At 44.9% G+C, this 17,846-nt stretch carries 16 protein-coding genes; 11 read left to right on the top strand and 5 right to left on the bottom strand.

The window, feature by feature from the left end:
• Positions 1-12: 12 nt before the first annotated feature.
• The 5 genes from BQ7997_RS07290 (at position 13) to BQ7997_RS07270 (ending at position 4,957) form a co-directional block, all read left to right on the top strand.
• Positions 13-612 carry a DUF4923 family protein gene (locus BQ7997_RS07290; protein WP_073346423.1) on the top strand — a complete coding sequence of 200 codons (600 nt, stop codon included), beginning with the start codon at positions 13-15 and terminating at the stop codon, positions 610-612.
• Between the two features lie 99 nt (positions 613-711).
• On the top strand, positions 712-1,107 hold the full coding sequence (locus BQ7997_RS07285) for a DUF1573 domain-containing protein (protein ID WP_022139787.1): 396 nt from the start codon (positions 712-714) through the stop codon (positions 1,105-1,107).
• A gap of 104 nt (positions 1,108-1,211) precedes the next feature.
• Positions 1,212-3,200 (top strand): OPT family oligopeptide transporter, encoded by a 1,989-nt coding sequence (locus tag BQ7997_RS07280; protein WP_073345042.1) that lies wholly within the window; start codon positions 1,212-1,214, stop codon positions 3,198-3,200.
• Positions 3,201-3,206: 6 nt separating this feature from the next.
• A complete protein-coding gene (locus tag BQ7997_RS07275; protein ID WP_073345039.1) occupies positions 3,207-3,989 on the top strand; it encodes a DUF1460 domain-containing protein in 783 nt (260 codons plus the stop codon).
• 2 nt (positions 3,990-3,991) lie between these two features.
• Complete coding sequence (locus BQ7997_RS07270; protein ID WP_073345037.1) at positions 3,992-4,957, top strand: PorV/PorQ family protein; 966 nt, start codon at positions 3,992-3,994, stop codon at positions 4,955-4,957.
• Here the strand turns inward: BQ7997_RS07270 and lipB are convergent.
• Positions 4,914-5,597, bottom strand: coding sequence for a lipoyl(octanoyl) transferase LipB (gene lipB / locus BQ7997_RS07265; protein WP_073345035.1), 684 nt, complete (start codon positions 5,595-5,597; stop codon positions 4,914-4,916). The genes BQ7997_RS07270 and lipB overlap by 44 nt on opposite strands.
• 66 nt (positions 5,598-5,663) lie before the next feature.
• On the opposite strand from lipB, the gene BQ7997_RS07260 reads away from it, so the two are divergent.
• On the top strand, positions 5,664-6,503 hold the full coding sequence (locus BQ7997_RS07260; protein ID WP_073345033.1) for a helix-turn-helix domain-containing protein: 840 nt from the start codon (positions 5,664-5,666) through the stop codon (positions 6,501-6,503).
• A 136-nt stretch (positions 6,504-6,639) separates the two neighbouring features.
• On the opposite strand, the gene BQ7997_RS07255 is transcribed toward BQ7997_RS07260, so the two are convergent.
• From BQ7997_RS07255 to BQ7997_RS07240, 4 genes are all read right to left on the bottom strand, one after another.
• The gene (locus BQ7997_RS07255; protein WP_044654024.1) at positions 6,640-8,856 is read right to left on the bottom strand and encodes a heavy metal translocating P-type ATPase; all 2,217 of its coding nucleotides are present in this window, start codon (positions 8,854-8,856) and stop codon (positions 6,640-6,642) included.
• A 100-nt stretch (positions 8,857-8,956) separates the two neighbouring features.
• Entirely contained in the window at positions 8,957-9,280 is a 324-nt protein-coding gene (locus tag BQ7997_RS07250; protein WP_022139794.1) for a heavy-metal-associated domain-containing protein, read from the bottom strand.
• Positions 9,281-9,313: 33 nt separating this feature from the next.
• Entirely contained in the window at positions 9,314-11,536 is a 2,223-nt protein-coding gene (locus BQ7997_RS07245; protein ID WP_073345030.1) for a TonB-dependent receptor, read from the bottom strand.
• A gap of 131 nt (positions 11,537-11,667) precedes the next feature.
• The gene (locus BQ7997_RS07240; protein WP_044654035.1) at positions 11,668-12,066 is read right to left on the bottom strand and encodes a hypothetical protein; all 399 of its coding nucleotides are present in this window, start codon (positions 12,064-12,066) and stop codon (positions 11,668-11,670) included.
• Between the two features lie 125 nt (positions 12,067-12,191).
• Here BQ7997_RS07240 and BQ7997_RS07235 point away from each other — a divergent pair, with 125 nt between their 5' ends.
• The 5 genes from BQ7997_RS07235 (at position 12,192) to gcvP (ending at position 17,785) form a co-directional block, all read left to right on the top strand.
• Entirely contained in the window at positions 12,192-12,425 is a 234-nt protein-coding gene (locus BQ7997_RS07235) for a YecH family metal-binding protein (protein WP_073345028.1), read from the top strand.
• 223 nt (positions 12,426-12,648) lie between these two features.
• Complete coding sequence (locus BQ7997_RS07230) at positions 12,649-13,500, top strand: DUF3298 and DUF4163 domain-containing protein (protein ID WP_073345025.1); 852 nt, start codon at positions 12,649-12,651, stop codon at positions 13,498-13,500.
• 112 nt (positions 13,501-13,612) lie between these two features.
• On the top strand, positions 13,613-14,233 hold the full coding sequence (gene rsmG, locus BQ7997_RS07225) for a 16S rRNA (guanine(527)-N(7))-methyltransferase RsmG (protein ID WP_073345022.1): 621 nt from the start codon (positions 13,613-13,615) through the stop codon (positions 14,231-14,233).
• 42 nt (positions 14,234-14,275) lie between these two features.
• On the top strand, positions 14,276-14,914 hold the full coding sequence (locus BQ7997_RS07220) for an MBL fold metallo-hydrolase (protein WP_044655322.1): 639 nt from the start codon (positions 14,276-14,278) through the stop codon (positions 14,912-14,914).
• 21 nt (positions 14,915-14,935) lie between these two features.
• Positions 14,936-17,785, top strand: a complete 2,850-nt coding sequence (gcvP, locus tag BQ7997_RS07215; RefSeq protein WP_073345020.1) for an aminomethyl-transferring glycine dehydrogenase — start codon at positions 14,936-14,938, stop codon at positions 17,783-17,785.
• Positions 17,786-17,846 lie beyond the last annotated feature (61 nt).

Below are 17,846 nucleotides of genomic sequence, written 5' to 3'. Positions count from 1 at the left end.
AAGAGAATGAAAATGAAAAAGATTTTTTTATCACTTGCCTTTATGGCAGCATTCATGCTGACGGCTACTGACAGCCACGCGCAATCATGGGCGGACTTGTTGAACAAGGACAACATTTCAAAAGTGGTGAACGCCATTACCGGCAATACAGCGTCTATCGACATGACCGGAACATGGAGTTATCAAGGTTCAGCCGTCGAGTTCGAATCGGACAACCTGTTGATGAAAGCGGGCGGAGCTGCCGCAGCTACCATGGCGGAAAACAAACTGAACGAACAGTTGAGCAAAATCGGTATCAAGGAAGGCCAGATGAGCTTTACCTTTAATGCCGACAGTACTTTCACCAGTACCGTAGGAAAAAAGAAACTGAATGGTACTTACTCCTACAATGCTTCTACCAAACAGGTAGACTTGAAATACCTGAAATTGCTGAACCTGCACGCAAAAGTGAATTGCACTTCCAACTCACTGGAACTACTGTTCAACTCGGACAAGTTGCTGAAACTGATGGCTTTTATCGGCAGCAAGAGCAACAGCACCGCACTGAAAACAGTCAGTTCACTGGCCGACAACTATGACGGAATGATGTTGGGATTCCAACTCACCAAATAGCAAAAACGGAGCGTTTAATACTATTTCGCACTCCATAGAGTATATTTTAGGGGAAAAAGCATTACCTTTGGCACTTGTAATCAATAAAGAGAAGGAAAAATGAAAAAGATACTTTTTTTAATGACCTTATTAGTTATGGGTGTAAGTTTTGCATTTGCGCAAACAAATGCGGACATCAAGTTTGACAAGACAACTCACGATTTCGGTAAGTTTTCAGAAAACAGTCCGGTGGTCAGTTGCACGTTTACCTTCACTAATATAGGTGATGCTCCTTTGGTAATTCACCAGGCAGTAGCTTCTTGCGGATGTACCGTACCCGAATATACGAAAGAACCGATCATGCCGGGCAAAAAAGGCACAATCAAGGTGACTTATAACGGAACGGGTAAATATCCAGGACACTTCAAGAAGTCAATCACCCTGCGTACCAATGCCAAAACTGAGATGGTAAGATTGTATATCGAGGGCGATATGGAAGCAAAAGACGCAAAGTAGGAAAAAATAGACTATTACATAAAGGAGAATCTTTCGGTTCTCCTTTTTTTTTGTTTACTTTGAGGACGGAAATGTAAATTGACACATTAGCAAATTATAAAACTATGAAACAAGAAGAAGACAAATTCACCGGGCTACCCGAGAATGCGTTCAGAGAGTTGAAACCGGGGGAAGTATACAACCCGTTGATGAGTCCCTCGAAAAATTATCCGGAAGTTAATTTCTGGTCAGTAGCATGGGGTATCGCCATGGCAATCCTTTTCTCCGCCGCCGCAGCCTATCTGGGCTTGAAGGTGGGGCAAGTATTTGAAGCTGCTATTCCGATTGCGATTATCGCGGTAGGTGTATCAGGGGCAGCCAAGAGGAAAAATGCGTTGGGAGAAAATGTAATCATCCAGTCTATCGGAGCTTGCTCGGGAGTGATTGTGGCGGGAGCTATCTTTACCCTGCCCGCTCTTTATATCCTTCAGGCCAAATATCCCGAAATGACGGTTACTTTCATGCAGGTGTTCATCAGCTCTCTGCTGGGTGGCGTATTGGGTATCCTGTTCCTGATTCCTTTCCGGAAATATTTCGTCAGTGATATGCATGGCCAATATCCTTTCCCGGAAGCAACGGCTACCACACAGGTGCTGATTTCCGGCGAGAAAGGCGGTAGTCAGGCCAAACCGTTGTTGATGGCGGGTATGATTGGTGGATTATATGACTTTGTCGTAGCTACATTCGGCTGGTGGAACGAGAATTTCACGACGCGTGTATGCAGTGCCGGAGAGATGTTGGCAGAAAAGGCCAAACTGGTATTTAAAGTGAATACGGGTGCTGCCGTGCTGGGTTTGGGATATATCGTCGGACTGAAATATGCTTCTATCATTTGTGCCGGTTCACTGGCTGTATGGTGGATTATCATTCCGGGAATGTCCGCTATCTGGGGAGACAGTGTGCTGAATGCATGGAATCCCGAAATCACGTCTACCGTAGGAATGATGAGCCCGGAAGAGATTTTCAAATATTACGCGAAGAGTATCGGTATCGGCGGTATCGCCATGGCGGGTGTGATTGGTATCATCCGTTCCTGGGGTATTATTAAAAGTGCTGTCGGACTGGCTGCCAAGGAAATGGGTGGCAAGGGTAATGTGGAAAAGAGCATTATGCGTACACAGCGTGACCTTTCAATGAAAATTATCGCCATAGGTTCTATCATTACACTGATATTGATTGTATTGTTCTTCTACTTTGACGTAATGCAGGGTAACTTGTTGCATACATTGGTAGCGATTGTCCTGGTGGCAGGTATTTCATTCCTGTTCACCACAGTAGCTGCCAACGCGATTGCTATCGTAGGGACGAATCCTGTATCGGGAATGACGTTGATGACACTGATTCTGGCTTCTGTAGTAATGGTGGCTGTCGGTCTGAAAGGCCCTTCGGGAATGGTTGCCGCATTGGTGATGGGTGGTGTAGTATGTACCGCACTTTCAATGGCGGGTGGTTTCATCACTGACTTGAAAATCGGTTATTGGTTGGGAAGCACTCCTGCCAAACAGGAAACATGGAAGTTCCTGGGAACTATCGTATCGGCTGCAACCGTAGGCGGTGTGATGATTATCCTCAACAAGACATACGGATTTACGAGCGGCGCACTGGCTGCTCCGCAGGCAAACGCGATGGCAGCCGTTATCGAACCGTTGATGAGTGGTGTAGGTGCGCCCTGGTTGCTATATGGTATCGGTGCTGTGTTAGCTATTATTCTCACTCTTTGTAAAATTCCTGCATTAGCTTTTGCATTGGGTATGTTTATTCCTTTGGAACTGAATGTGCCGTTGGTAGTGGGTGGAGCTGTCAATTGGTTTGTGACCACTCGTAGCAAAGATGCAACATTGAATACGGAAAGAGGAGAAAAAGGAACATTGCTGGCTTCCGGTTTCATTGCCGGTGGTGCATTGATGGGGGTTATCAGTGCCGCTATGCGTTTCGGCGGAGTCAATCTGGTGAATGAAGCATGGCTGAACAATACCTGGTCGGAAGTGTTAGCATTAGGAGCATATGCGCTGCTGATTCTTTACTTTATCAAGGCTTCAATGAAAGTTAAATAAAATAGTATGAGGAGACTTTTATCCGTCATAGTATCGCTTGTCAGTGTAATGACCTTTGCACAGAAACAGTCTGCGGAGCTTGCTCCGCAGGACTCCGGCGATATGCTGCGAATCGGAAAGTCTTATCTGGGGACAAAATATGTAGCCAATACTTTAGACCGGGATGGAGAGGAAGAACTGGTCATCCGGACGGATGCGGTGGATTGTCTCACGTTCGTGGAATATACGTTGGCACAGGCCATCAGTCCTTCCTTTACAGAAAATCTGCAAAAGATACGGTATCGTGACGGTATCATCGACGGTTATCCTTCGCGATTGCATTATACGTCCGACTGGATTGAAAATGGTGTCCGCAATGGTTGCCTTACAGATGTCACTGCCGGGAACAGTACGTCTACAATGAAATTGTCCCTTTCATACATGTCCACCCATCCCAAACAATACAAGAAATTGGCTGATTCGCCGGAAAATGTGTTACGGATGGCTGAATATGAGAAAGCATTATCAGGAAAAACAGTACATTGGCTGCCGAAAAGCAAATTGCCGGAAAACGGATTGCCGTGGATTATGGATGGAGATATTATTGCTATCACAACAAAGTTGCCCGGACTGGACATTGCTCACGTAGGAATAGCGGAATATAAACGGGAAAAGTTACATCTGCTGCACGCTTCTTCTACATTAGGGAAAGTGGTTGTCAGCGATACGCCTCTCCGCCACATGCTTGACAACAATAAATCGTGGACAGGCATCCGTGTCGTCCGGATGTCGCACATTAAAAACAACTGATTATGAAACGAGTAAAACATTTCCTTTTTATTTTGTGCTTATTTCCTGTCTTAGCGGGAGCACAAAAAAGGGCAGGCGTTGACCTATTGGCATCAATTCCAAGTGCCTATTTTCTGGAACTTACCCCAGATGCTCAATCGGCGGGTATGGCAGGTACAGGATTGGCTATCACTGACAACGGAAGTACAGCAATCTTTCATAACGCTTCTGCTCTTGCATTCTCTATGGAAACAATGGGTGCAAGTTATTCATACGCCGACATTAATAAAGATTATGCGTTGCACAGCGCATCTCTCTTTTATAAGATCGGAAGAGAAGGGAAACACGGCTTTATGGTAGGATTCCGCCACTTCAAAGACCCGAAACAGGAATTAGACGGGGGGCTTAATACCGGTTTTCGTCCCTACATATGGGATTTAGAAGCCGGATATTTTAGAAATGTAGCAAAAAACCTGTCCCTCTCCTTAACTCTCAGATATTTGCAATCCAAATCCTGGCAAAGTGCAGACAGTGAGAATTCTGTTTGTCTGGATTTTGGGGCTACATACCACCGCAATATGGCTCTTTTGGACGAAATGGCATCATGGAGCATCGGTTTCCAGGCTGCTAATATAGGGAAAAAGTTGGACGGATATAAACTTCCCGCCAAGTTAGGATTAGGGGGAGCAATCGACCTGCCATTCAGCATGGAGAACCGTTTGCAGGTAGCACTTGACTTCAACTATCTGCTTCCTTCCGAAATCCGCCATTTGCAGGCAGGTATAGGAGCGGAATATAACTTCCTGAAATACGGAGTAGTCCGTGCCGGATATCATTTCGGAGACAAAGACAAAGGCGTAGGCAACTACGGCACTCTAGGCTGTGGAATCAACTTCTGGCCTATACGTGCCGATTTCTCTTACGCACTGGCAGATAAGGATTGCTTTATGCACCGAACCTGGCAGTTGGGAGTCGGAATAGTATTCTAAGCTCTTCTTCGAGGCGTCGCTTCACTTCGTCCATCGGCACATCGTGCTTCAGTTCCTGACGAAGTGAAGTGACGCCTTTGTCTATAAACCCGCAAGGATGGATATAGCTGAAATATCGTAAATCCGTATTTACATTCAAAGCCAGTCCGTGCATGGTGACATAGTGGCTGCTCCTCACTCCTATCGCACATATCTTACGGGCACGGGGGCTATCGCCTTCCAACCATACGCCCGTTGCTTTCTCCAGTCGTCCCGCTTCAATGCCATAAGATGCGCAGACACGTATCACTGCTTCTTCCAACAGATGGACGTATTCTTTCAGTCCTAACCCGAATTCTTCAAGATTCAGTATCGGATAGCACACTAATTGCCCCGGGCCGTGATAAGTGATGTCTCCTCCCCTGTCTATGTGGTAAAGGGTCGCATCAATCGCTTTCAACTGTTCGTCACTCAGCAACATATTATTTTCTTTCCCGCTACGTCCCAAAGTATAGACGTGGGGATGCTCGCACATAATAATACGGTTCTCATAGGCTTCATCCTGTGCTTTTGCACGGACAACGCCGTCAAACCATTCCGTCTGCCGTTGCCAGGCTTCGGCATACGGTATCAAATTCCAATCGACAAAAACTGTTTTCATAAAAACAAAGGTAAGAAATAAAAAGAAAATGTGTACATTTGTTGGCCGAATATAACAAACACAACTATGAAAATGGACTTTCCACAGGTAGACTTGCCTACCGAAGTATTAGCATGGACGAATGTCACGGAAGATATTCTGAACATTTATAAGCAATCCTGCCGACTGCAGGCATGTATTGTAGCTATTTGCACCGAAGGCTCGATGAAAGCTTCCATCAACCTGCTTGATTATGAAATACGCCCCAATGACCTGATCACATTATTGCCGGGAACCATCATCCAGTTCCGGGAGAAGACAGAAAAAGTATGTCTCTGTTTTGCCGGATTCTCCGCCCATTGTGCCGGACGAATCAATCTGATGAAAAGTATCGGAAATGCTTATCCTAAACTTATCGAACAACCGGTAGTTCCGCTTAATGAGGAAGTAGCCAGTTATCTGAAGGATTACTTCGCCCTGCTATCACGAGCCAGTTGCAATGAGAACTTTGATATGGATCCTGAACTGGTAGAATTGGCGCTTCAGACTATCCTGACAAGCATACGGCTGATATATCATAATTATCCGGGAGAGAGCAACAGCTCAAACCGTAAAAAGGAAATATGTCGGGAACTGATTCAATCTATCACCGAGAATTACAGAAACGAACGCCGTGCGCAGTTCTATGCGGATAAGTTGGGGGTATCTCTCCAACATCTGAGCACTACGGTGAGACAAGTGACAGGGAAAAGTGTATTGGATACGATTGCTTATATCGTTATCATGGATGCCAAAGCTAAATTGAAGGGTACGAATATGACTATCCAGGAAATTGCTTATTCGCTGAATTTCCCCAGTGCTTCTTTCTTCGGCAAATATTTCAGACGATATGTGGGAATGACGCCATTGGAATTCAGAAACGGGTAATAATATTTTCAGGCACGGATTACACGGAATACGCGGTTGCTTTGTACAACCATATTTCAGAAAACCGTGAAAACCGTGAAATCCGCGTAATCCGTGCCTGATTAAAACAGAATTATTTATTTTGAACCATCGCCAATTACAATCTCCTTTTTCCCAAACTCAGTGAATTAAGCACTACACTCACACTGGAGAAAGCCATAGCGGCACTTGCCAGCATCGGGTTCAATAACAAACCATTCAATGGGAACAGGATTCCGGCAGCGATAGGAATACCTATCAGATTATAAATAAATGCCCAAAAGAGGTTCTGATGAATCAGTTTGACTGTCTGCTTCGATAACTGGAAGGCTTTGGGAAGCAAGAGCAGGTCGGATGTCATTAAAGTAACCATGGCAACGTCCATGGCAATATCCGTGCCTTTTCCCATAGCAATGCTGACGTCAGCCAATGCCAAGGCTTGCGAGTCATTGATTCCGTCACCTACCATAGCGACTTTCTTTCCCTGCAATTGCAGTTCGCGTACAAAGTCGGCCTTATCGTCCGGCAGTGCGTCGGCAACGAAACGTTCGATTCCCAAACGGGAAGCGACAGCCAGGGCCGTCCGTTGTCCGTCGCCGGTCAACATACAGATGTCGATACCCTGACGTTTCAACTCTTTCACCGCTTCGGCAGAGGTCGCCTTTATCGGGTCGGAGACGGCAATGATAGCCAATAGTTCGTTCTCACGACCAAAATAGATGATGCCATTACCATCCGATTCGTAACGAACCAACATATCAGCCATTACATCACTCATCGTAGCGCTGAAATCCCTTAAAAGTTTATGGCTTCCTACCCAGTACACTTGTCCCTGATAGGAAACTTTGATACCTTTTCCTGTGATACTTTCAAAGCTATCCAATTTGGCGGGAGTTATCTTTTCCTCGTCCTGAAGCGCAGCGACGATAGCACCTGCGAGAGGATGTTCCGATTTCATTTCCGCAGCGAGGAGTACATCTTTATAATGTGGTTCCTGTGATTGCGCCCATAGCCATCCGGTAGCTGTGGGATGTCCTTCGGTCAGCGTTCCGGTTTTATCCAGTATTACGACATCGACCTTGCGCATTTGTTCCAAAGCGACGGCGTCCTTAATCAGTATATGCTGATTGGCCGCCTTACCGATTCCCACCATCAATGCGGTTGGCGTGGCAAGCCCTAAAGCACACGGACAAGCAATCACGAGAACAGACACAGCGGACAGAACTCCATAAGATATATATTCGCTGCCGCCAATGGTAATCCACAGGATAAATGTCAGGATGGCTATACCAAGCACGACAGGTACAAAAATACCGGTTATACGGTCAACGATACGCTGTACAGGCGCTTTACTGCCTTGTGCTTCCTGTACCATATGGATGATACGCGCCAATACCGTCTCACTGCCGACCTGTGCCGCGCTGATAATGAACGAACCGCGCTGATTGATAGTTCCCGCCAATACTTTATCGCCTTTCTTCTTTTCTACCGGAATAGGCTCACCGCTTATCATACTTTCGTCGACATATGAATCGCCTTCGGAAAGTTTACCGTCTACAGGTATCTGCTCTCCCGGACGAACGACTACCAAATCACCGACTTGCAGTTGCTCGATCAGAATCTCCTCTTCTACTCCGTTGCGCAGCACACGGGCTACTTTAGGTTGCATCCCCATCAGTTTGCGGATAGCGGTGGATGTATTTCCTTTCGCACGTTCTTCCATCAGTTTTCCGGTCAGTACGAAGGCGATAATCACCGCAGAAGCTTCATAATAGACGTGCGGTTCCAATCCACGGGCATACCAGAATTCAGGAAAGAAAGTATTAAACAGGCTGAACAGAAACGCAATGGAAGTACTCAGTGCAACCAAAGTATCCATATTGCTCCGCCCCATCTTCGCCTGTTTCCACGCTCCGGTAAAGAAGCCACCGCCGAAAAAGACCATGACAGGGATAGCAAGTACCAACTGAATCTCGTTAGAGTATGGCATATGCATCAATATCATGGAAAATACCAGTAATGGTACTACCAAAATCCATGCACCAATCACTTTCCGTTTCAAGCGAACGTAGCGTTTATGCTGCTCTTCTTCCTGACGTTCCTCTTTATGGGCTTCTTCTACAATCAGGTCGTAACCTGCCGAAAGCACCGCCGCACGGATTTCTCCGGGAGTCAGTTTGTCTTTCTCGTAAGAAATAGTCAGCATATTGGTGGCAAAATTAACGGAAGCCTCCATGACTCCCGGCAATTTTCTTACTGTTTTTTCTACATTATTAGCACAACCCGCACAATGCATATTGAGCACGGGAAATGCCTTTTTTACCATATTACCCATATATATTATTATTTTTCAGTCTTTCCCTGCACCTTTGATAAAGAACAGGGAAAGACCATTATTTACTTATAGAAACAAGCCAATACGGGTATTTGTTCAATTACTTCTTATCCGCTTTCTTATCGTCCTTCTTCGTTTCTTTCACAAATTCGGCTTCATAATTGAACTTCTTGAATCCCGCTTGCAAGTTCTTTACATTTGTCTTTTCAGCATCGTATGTGATAGTGACAGTCCGGTCTTTCACGACAGTGGAAACATCTTTCAGACCTTTCTCAAAACGCATGTTGTCCTTCACTTTCTTTTCACAGTTTTCGCAGTGCATCTGAGTCACTTTGAATACTACTACACGAATATCTTTCGCCATTACGGCAGCTACACTCAAAAGAGCCACCACGCAAGTGGCCATCCATCTTTTTGTTCTCATTTTTCTTATCAGTTTAAATGTAAGTTATTCTTTTTATTCACTGTTTCTAGCCAAGTTGAAACGCAGTCCGATATACGCCTTCGCACCGTGCATCGGCCCCCATATCATGGTAGAGTCAAAGTTATCTCCCCAAGGATTGGCTGCGTCGATAATCGGGTTCTTCTGCTTGAAGTTTGTCAGGTTCTCGCCGCCTACGTAGATAGACCAGCGACGGAAATAACGGGTTACTTGCAGGCTAAGTTGCTCAAAGCTGCCATAACGGCGATTCCATGACAGTTGCCCGTCTCCAAGTTCGTAAGGGGAAGGCATTCTGCCGCCGCCATTCAATTGCAACGTTGCGTCAAATTGCCATATTCCCAGTGGAGTTTGGTAAGAGGCAGTCAGCAGACCTTTGTATTTACTGGTCAGAGGTCTTTCCATCCGCTCGCCTTTGTAGGTGGTTTGCGCATCCGTCAGTCGGTAGGCACCCGTCAAGGTGAATCCCTTGAAGAACGGATAGCTTGCTTCTACCTGGAATACGTGCGAATATGAACGACCGTCCAAATTATAGAAAGATACTCCGTGGGGATTGCTATCCATATCTACTACGACTTGTTTCAAGAAGTCCGTATAATAGTACTCAGCGTTTATATTCAATGTTTTACCGAATATCGGGATGTAGGTAGACACACTTGCGCCATAATTCCATGCTTCTTCCATGTCCAGATTCTTCGCAATCTCCACTTTACGGCTACTGGAGAGCAGATAGTTATTTTCTGCCAGTACATGATTCGTCCGGTAGCCTTTTCCGGCAGAGAGACGGAAGTTTACATACTCATTCGGATTGTATTTGAGGTGCGCACGGGGAGTTACAAAGAATCCATGCTCGTTGCTATAATCCCCGCGAAGACCTGCCATCAGCATCCATTGGTCATTCAGATTCAAAGTGTACTGCACGTAAGCTCCAGGAACAGCTTCTTTCTCAAAGGCTTTGAGAGGAGTGTTATCCGCGTTGTTTTCCAAACGGTAGTGTTGGTCGTAAGCATCATAATTGAAACTTAATCCTGCGGAGAAACTGTTCTGTTTATTGAACTCCGTTTCGAACATCAATGAAGCGTAGACATTGGTTTGGTCTACGTTATAGAGTTTCAGTCCGTAATTGGCATCCTGATTATGTAAACTGGCAGAGAGAATCAAAGCCAGGTTGGTATTCTTCTCCTTATTAAATATATAGGCGTTCTTGGTGAAGAATTCATAGCGTTCGGTATCAATGTTCACTTTATAAGGGTTGTCGAAATGCATTCCGCCATGATTGGCTTGTCCGCTGGTACGTGTTTCGGAAAGGGCTTTGATGCCTGCCTGAAAGACATAATGATCGCCCATATACGCCCACCGGTTCCACACATTATATTGCTCCACCTGCGGAATATCTACAAATCCGTCGTCATTACCATCGTGAGCTTTCGTCTCGTTTTCATAATGTGCCAGCAGAGAAGTGCTCCAACGTTTGGAGATTTTCAGCGTGGCATCCGCATTGGCTTCATAACGATTGGTAGTGCTTGCGAAAAGATTGGCAGACACCCAGTCGGCTTCCGGCAATTGGGGTTTCTTGAACTCGACATTAATCTGTCCCGTAATGGCTTCATAACCGTTTTTTACGGAAGAAGTTCCTTTGGATACCTGTATGCTCTGCATCCATGGGCCGGGGACATAGCCCAAACCATAAGGAGCAGCAGCCCCGCGATAGTTCGGAATATTTTCCGTCAGCATTTGTACATAAGTACCGGAAAGTCCCAACAATTTGATTTGCTTGGCTCCCGTTGCCGCATCGGAATAACTCACATCAACCGAAGGATTCGTCACGAAACTTTCTCCCAGGTTACAACAAGCGGCTCTGCTCAACTCGGCACTGCTTATCATATCTTCATTCATCACGCTGCTACGCAGTTTCATTGTTCCCAGTCTTCGACTGACTACATTTACTTCATTCAGTTCCACTCCATCACGAAGCACAATATCCAGTTTCTGATTCTTACCGTTCACATGAACCGTATCGTTCTGAAAACCGATAAAACTGACTATCAACATATGGCTTTTTGAAGGTTTGGCGATAGAAAAACTTCCATCTTCCTTAGTAGTCACGCCTTGTCCCGTATTCATCCAAAATACGTTTGCTCCCGGAATAACCTCTCCGGTACTATCTTTTACCGTTCCGTGTACTTGCGCATGCATATTGCCGGCAAACAACAGGAACAGTCCTATTATCATATATTTCATTCTTTCTAAACTTTCTTTCGAGATACAAAATTAATTCATTTCTCATGCAACTTGGTTGCATTCAATTACACCTCACTTTCCTGCTTTAAATGCAGCAGAAAGCAAAGTCCCTAAAAAGAAAGATTTAGTGGCTAAATAATATAGGTGGAATATAGTGCCAGCTTCTGTCGGGAACAGAGAGGTGGCGGCGAAGTAATGGTAGTATATTCTACCGGTTTATCGAAATACGTAGAAGTCAGCAGATAGCAGAACTGTGCACAGAAAAGGTCGATCGCCTGAACTGAAACATTGAGTTCAGTAGTATGTTTCATCAAGTCCAGCTTATAGATAGTAGCCGTACAACCTTTTGCTTTGCAATCCTTTTTTGAGTCGCAAGTATGTGTTTTCTTACATTTCGGACAGCCTGTGTCACAACAGCTTTGCACCGTTTCGCAACGGGCACAGCAATAGTGCATAATAGATACTCCCGCTCCCGAATAAATAATCAAGAGTGAAAGAACCAATGCTGTTATGTAAGCTAACCTTTTCATATCAAGGGACAAAGATAATAATAAAATCAAATTAAATGCATATTTTTGCAAAAAAGAAGAAGAATGTCACATATGTTACAATCTATAAGTTATCTCATCCCTATCTTTGCAAAAAAAGATAGATTATGGAACAGTTACATGCACATGAAGTCCTTCACATGATGGAAGGAAATAGCTACTCGGAATCATCATTGCGAGCAGCAATCATCAAAAGGTTTGGTGAACAGCAACATTTCTACACTTGCTCGGCAGAAGATATGGATGTGGATACCCTTATAGAGTTCCTTAAGATGAAAGGGAAATTCATGCCTGCTGAAGATGGATTTACGGTAGATATAACAAAGGTTTGCAATCACTGATTCTTTTTTCTACCATTTTAAAAAGGAGAAGCTATGTACTTATTGTTTAGCATACATAAGTACATAGCTTTTTTCTTTAATCAGACCGACAATATCCGATATGCCTGTCTAAAGAAAAATAGCTGAATATTTTTCTGTTTTTATTAGTCCGATTCATGAATTTCATCTATATTTGTCAATAGTGAATGAGACAGTAAATGTGTAATTTATAGAAAAAACGAGTATGAAAAAACAATATGTCAGCCTGCTTGCTATTATACTTTCGGTAAGCGGCTTTTTGTTTTCTTGTCATGACAAGATGAACAAAAATACAGGCGCGTTACAATTCGATAGTATTCAGGTGAATGAGACGGCACACCTGTTCAACGATACAGCCAAACCGGCTTGTAATATTATTATCAATTTCGCCTATCCCGTCAAGTCATCGGATGATATGCTGAAAGACAGTTTGAATGCTTATTTCATTTCCGCCTGTTTCGGTGATAAGTACATCGGGGAAAAGCCGGAAGAAGTGATAAAACAATATACTGAAAATTATATCAGTGAATATCGCCGCGACCTGGAGCCGATGTACACAGAGGATGAAAAAGACAAGGAAGACGAAGCTTCCATCGGTGCCTGGTATTCTTATTATAAGGGTATCGAAAGCCACGTGCAATTGTATGAGAAAGACTTGCTTGTATATCGTATCGACTATAATGAATACACCGGCGGTGCACACGGCATCTATATGACAACTTATCTGAATATGGATCTTACTCTGATGCGCCCGCTTCGTCTTGATGATATCTTCGTCGGAGATTACAAAGACTCATTGACCGACCTGCTCTGGAACCAGCTCATGGCCGATAACAAAGTGACGACCCACGAAGCTTTGGAAGACATGGGATATGCTTCAACCGGTGACATTACCCCGACCGAGAATTTCTATCTAAGCAAAGAAGGTGTCACCTTCTACTATAATGTATATGATATTACCCCTTATTCCATGGGCCCCGTAAAGGTGACAATTCCATTCCCTATGATGGAACACCTTCTCGGCAGCAACCCGATTTTGGAAGAGCTGAAAGATTAAACTTCATAAAAGAACAAAACCCAATGAATATCCTGTTGTTACTACGCCAATAGTAATTATGAAGGATATTCATTTACTATAATTTATAATCCGTAATTTGTAATTAATAAAAGTGGAAATCATACAGAAATACTTCCCTGAGCTGACAGAAGAGCAACGCAAACAATTTGCGGCTCTATATGACCTCTATATCGATTGGAATTCGAAAATCAACGTTATTTCACGCAAGGACATCGAGAATTTGTATGAGCACCATGTGCTCCATTCGTTAGGCATTGCCAAAGTAATCCAGTTCCGTCCCGGAACCAGCGTCATGGACTTGGGTACGGGCGGCGGTTTCCCCGGCATTCCATTGGCTATATTATTTCCTGAAACAAAGTTTCATCTCGTGGACAGCATCGGCAAGAAAGTACGTGTAGCGACAGAGATAGCCAATGCCATCGGACTGAAGAATGTCACTTTCCGCCATGCCCGTGCGGAAGAGGAAAAACGTACATTCGACTTTGTTGTCAGCCGTGCCGTGATGCCTTTGACGGATTTGGTCAAGATTATCAAAAAGAATATTTCTTCCAAACAGCAGAACGCGTTGCCCAACGGGCTAATCTGTCTCAAAGGCGGCGAGCTGGAGCATGAGACAATGCCGTTCAAGCATAAAACAATGATTCACAGCTTGAGCGATAACTTTGAAGAAGAATTCTTTGAAACTAAAAAAGTGGTATATGTTCCGATTTAAAGACTATTAGTTCCGAATAAGATTTAATCATAGAAAAGAACCATGAAAATAAAAAGGTTTGAATTTAATATGTTTCCCGTAAATTGCTACGTATTATGGGACGAAACAAAAGAAGCAGTCGTCATTGATCCGGGCTGTTTCTATGAAGAAGAGAAACAAGCACTGAAGAAGTTCATTCTTACGAACGGACTCACCGTGAAGCATCTTCTGAATACTCACTTACATTTGGATCACATCTTCGGAAATCCTTTCATGCTGAAAGAATTCGGTCTGTCGGCAGAAGCCAACAAAGCTGACGAATACTGGATTGACGAAGCGCCGAAACAAAGCCGGATGTTTGGTTTCCAGTTGCAGGAAGCACCTGTCCCGTTAGGGAAATATCTGCATGATGGTGATATCATCACTTTCGGACACACCCAACTGGAAGCAATCCATGTACCCGGACACTCGCCCGGTAGCCTGGTGTATTATTGCAAAGAAGACAACTGTATGTTCTCCGGCGATGTCCTGTTCCAAGGCAGTATCGGCCGCGCCGACCTTACAGGTGGCAACTTCGACGAACTGATAGAGCATATTTGCAGCCGTCTTTTCGTCCTTCCTAACGAGACAGTCGTTTATCCGGGACATGGCGCTCCCACGACCATCGGAATGGAAAAAGCAGAGAATCCATTTTTCAGATAACACATAAAAATCCCTCATAATATGAAAACCGATTTGTTAGCTAGCCGTCACATCGGCATCAATGAACAAGACACAACCGTGATGCTCCGCAAAATCGGAGTAGAATCACTGGATGAACTTATTGACAAAACAATTCCTGCCAATATCCGGCTGAAAGAACCGTTGGCATTGACGAGCCCATTGACGGAATACGAATTTGGAAAACACATTGCCGCATTGGCAAGCAAAAACAAACTGTACACCACCTATATCGGACTGGGTTGGTATAATACAATCACGCCCGCCGTTATCCAACGGAATGTATTCGAGAATCCGGTGTGGTACACTTCTTACACTCCTTATCAGGCGGAAGTGTCTCAAGGACGCCTGGAAGCATTGATGAATTTCCAGACAGCCGTGTGTGACCTCACCGCCATGCCGCTTGCCAACTGTTCATTGCTGGACGAGGGAACTGCCGCTGCCGAAGCTGTCAGCATGATGTATGCCCTGCGCTCCCGTGCCCAACAGAAATCGGGTGCAAACGTTGTCTTTGTAGACGAAAACATTTTCCCGCAAACACTGGCTGTCATGACTACACGTGCCGTGCCGCAAGGTATCGAACTGCGCGTAGGTAAATATAAAGATTTCGAATCTTCACCGGAAGTATTCGCCTGCATCCTGCAATATCCAAATTCCAACGGAAGTGTAGAAGATTATGCCGCATTTACAGAAAAAGCACATGCGGCTGATTGCAAAGTGGCTGTTGCCGCCGATATTCTAAGTCTCGCCTTGCTGACTCCTCCGGGAGAATGGGGAGCGGATATCGTATTCGGAACAACTCAACGCCTGGGCACACCGATGTTCTATGGTGGCCCGTCCGCTGCTTACTTCGCCACACGGGATGAATACAAACGGAATATGCCGGGACGTATCATCGGATGGTCGAAAGATAAATACGGCAAGCTCTGTTACCGGATGGCTTTGCAGACACGCGAGCAGCATATCAAGCGCGAAAAAGCGACATCGAATATCTGCACGGCTCAAGCCCTGCTCGCCACAATGGCAGGTTTCTATGCTGTCTATCACGGCCAGGAAGGTATTTCAACCATTGCTTCACGCATCCACAGCATCACAGTTTTTCTTGACAAGCAACTGAAGAAATTCGGATATACGCAAGTCAACGCACAATATTTCGATACATTGCGTTTTGAACTGCCCGAACACGTTTCGGCACAGCAGATTCGTACGATTGCACTTAGCAAAGAAGTAAATCTACGTTATTATGAGAATGGGAATGTAGGTTTCAGCATTGACGAAACTACTGATATCGCAGCCGCTAACGTGCTGCTTTCCATCTTTGCCATTGCCGCCGGAAAAGATTATCAGAAAGTAGAGGATATTCCCGAAAAAAGCAATATCGACAAGGCGTTGAAGCGTACGTCTCCTTTCCTTACTCACGAAGTATTCAGCAAGTATCACACGGAAACGGAAATGATGCGCTATATCAAGCGTTTGGATCGCAAGGATATTTCATTGGCTCAATCTATGATTTCCCTTGGTTCTTGTACAATGAAGTTGAATGCCGCTTCGGAGATGTTGCCTTTGAGCTGTTCCGGATTTATGGGTATGCATCCGTTAGTTCCCGAAGATCAGGCAGAGGGATATCGTGAATTAATAAAGAATTTAAGTGAAGACTTGAAGATTATCACCGGCTTCGCAGGAGTCAGTTTACAGCCGAATTCGGGTGCTGCCGGAGAATATACCGGTCTTCGCGTGATTCGCGCTTATCTTGAAAGTATCGGTCAGGGACATCGTAACAAAGTTCTGATTCCGGCATCGGCTCACGGAACGAATCCCGCATCGGCTATCCAGGCAGGATTTACGACCGTCACTTGTGCCTGCGACGAGTTGGGAAATGTGGATATGGACGACTTGCGTGCCAAAGCTGAAGAGAATAAGGATGAATTAGCCGCATTAATGATTACCTATCCTTCCACTCACGGTATTTTTGAAACGGAGATAAAGGAGATTTGTGAAATAATTCATGCCTGTGGCGCACAAGTATATATGGATGGCGCCAATATGAATGCACAAGTAGGATTGACCAATCCGGGATTCATCGGTGCGGATGTCTGCCATCTGAATCTTCATAAGACCTTCGCTTCCCCTCACGGTGGCGGTGGCCCGGGAGTAGGCCCTATCTGTGTGGCGGAACACTTGGTGCCCTTCCTGCCCGGACATGGCATCTTCGGCAATTCACAGAATCAGGTTTCTTCCGCCCCGTTCGGCAGCGCAGGTATTCTGCCTATCACATATGGATATATCCGGATGATGGGTACGGAAGGTTTGACACAGGCAACTAAAATTGCCATTCTGAATGCCAATTACCTGGCTGCTTGCCTGAAGGACACTTATGGTGTCGTCTATCGCGGAGCAAATGGCTTTGTAGGACACGAAATGATTTTGGAATGTCGCAAAGTACACGAAGAAACCGGTATTTCGGAGAATGATATTGCAAAGCGTCTGATGGACTACGGTTATCATGCTCCTACCCTATCTTTCCCTGTTCACGGTACACTGATGATTGAACCGACGGAAAGCGAGAGCCTTGCCGAACTGGATAACTTTATAGATGTCATGCTGAATATCTGGAAAGAAATCCAGGAAGTGAAGAACGGCGAAGCGGACAAGAATGACAATGTATTGATTAATGCCCCTCATCCCGAATATGAAGTGGTTAATGACCGTTGGGAACATTCATACACACGTGAAAAGGCAGCTTATCCGATAGCAAGTGTACGTGACAATAAATTCTGGGTAAACGTAGCACGTGTAGATAATACCTTGGGTGACCGCAAACTGTTGCCGACCCGATATGGAACATTCGATTGATTATGTGTCTCTGAGGTAACTTGGAGAACATGACGTTTCATAAAATATAAAGCGGCGTTTT

The organism is Bacteroides congonensis (assembly GCF_900130125.1).
GTDB classification, from domain to species: domain Bacteria; phylum Bacteroidota; class Bacteroidia; order Bacteroidales; family Bacteroidaceae; genus Bacteroides; species Bacteroides congonensis.
This window is presented reverse-complemented; position numbering and strand designations above follow the sequence as displayed.

Bases quoted from the DNA above. Each gene is read 5' to 3' on its own strand.
- BQ7997_RS07240 (WP_044654035.1), bottom strand. From the start codon at position 12,066: ATGAAAAGGTTAGCTTACATAACAGCATTGGTTCTTTCACTCTTGATT.
- gcvP (WP_073345020.1), top strand. From the start codon at position 14,936: ATGAAAACCGATTTGTTAGCTAGCCGTCACATCGGCATCAATGAACAA.
- BQ7997_RS07270 (WP_073345037.1), top strand. From the start codon at position 3,992: ATGAAACGAGTAAAACATTTCCTTTTTATTTTGTGCTTATTTCCTGTC.
- BQ7997_RS07260 (WP_073345033.1), top strand. From the start codon at position 5,664: ATGAAAATGGACTTTCCACAGGTAGACTTGCCTACCGAAGTATTAGCA.
- BQ7997_RS07280 (WP_073345042.1), top strand. From the start codon at position 1,212: ATGAAACAAGAAGAAGACAAATTCACCGGGCTACCCGAGAATGCGTTC.
- BQ7997_RS07230 (WP_073345025.1), top strand. From the start codon at position 12,649: ATGAAAAAACAATATGTCAGCCTGCTTGCTATTATACTTTCGGTAAGC.
- lipB (WP_073345035.1), bottom strand. From the start codon at position 5,597: ATGAAAACAGTTTTTGTCGATTGGAATTTGATACCGTATGCCGAAGCC.
- BQ7997_RS07220 (WP_044655322.1), top strand. From the start codon at position 14,276: ATGAAAATAAAAAGGTTTGAATTTAATATGTTTCCCGTAAATTGCTAC.
- BQ7997_RS07255 (WP_044654024.1), bottom strand. From the start codon at position 8,856: ATGGGTAATATGGTAAAAAAGGCATTTCCCGTGCTCAATATGCATTGT.
- BQ7997_RS07290 (WP_073346423.1), top strand. From the start codon at position 13: ATGAAAAAGATTTTTTTATCACTTGCCTTTATGGCAGCATTCATGCTG.
- BQ7997_RS07285 (WP_022139787.1), top strand. From the start codon at position 712: ATGAAAAAGATACTTTTTTTAATGACCTTATTAGTTATGGGTGTAAGT.
- BQ7997_RS07235 (WP_073345028.1), top strand. From the start codon at position 12,192: ATGGAACAGTTACATGCACATGAAGTCCTTCACATGATGGAAGGAAAT.
- BQ7997_RS07250 (WP_022139794.1), bottom strand. From the start codon at position 9,280: ATGAGAACAAAAAGATGGATGGCCACTTGCGTGGTGGCTCTTTTGAGT.
- BQ7997_RS07245 (WP_073345030.1), bottom strand. From the start codon at position 11,536: ATGAAATATATGATAATAGGACTGTTCCTGTTGTTTGCCGGCAATATG.
- BQ7997_RS07275 (WP_073345039.1), top strand. From the start codon at position 3,207: ATGAGGAGACTTTTATCCGTCATAGTATCGCTTGTCAGTGTAATGACC.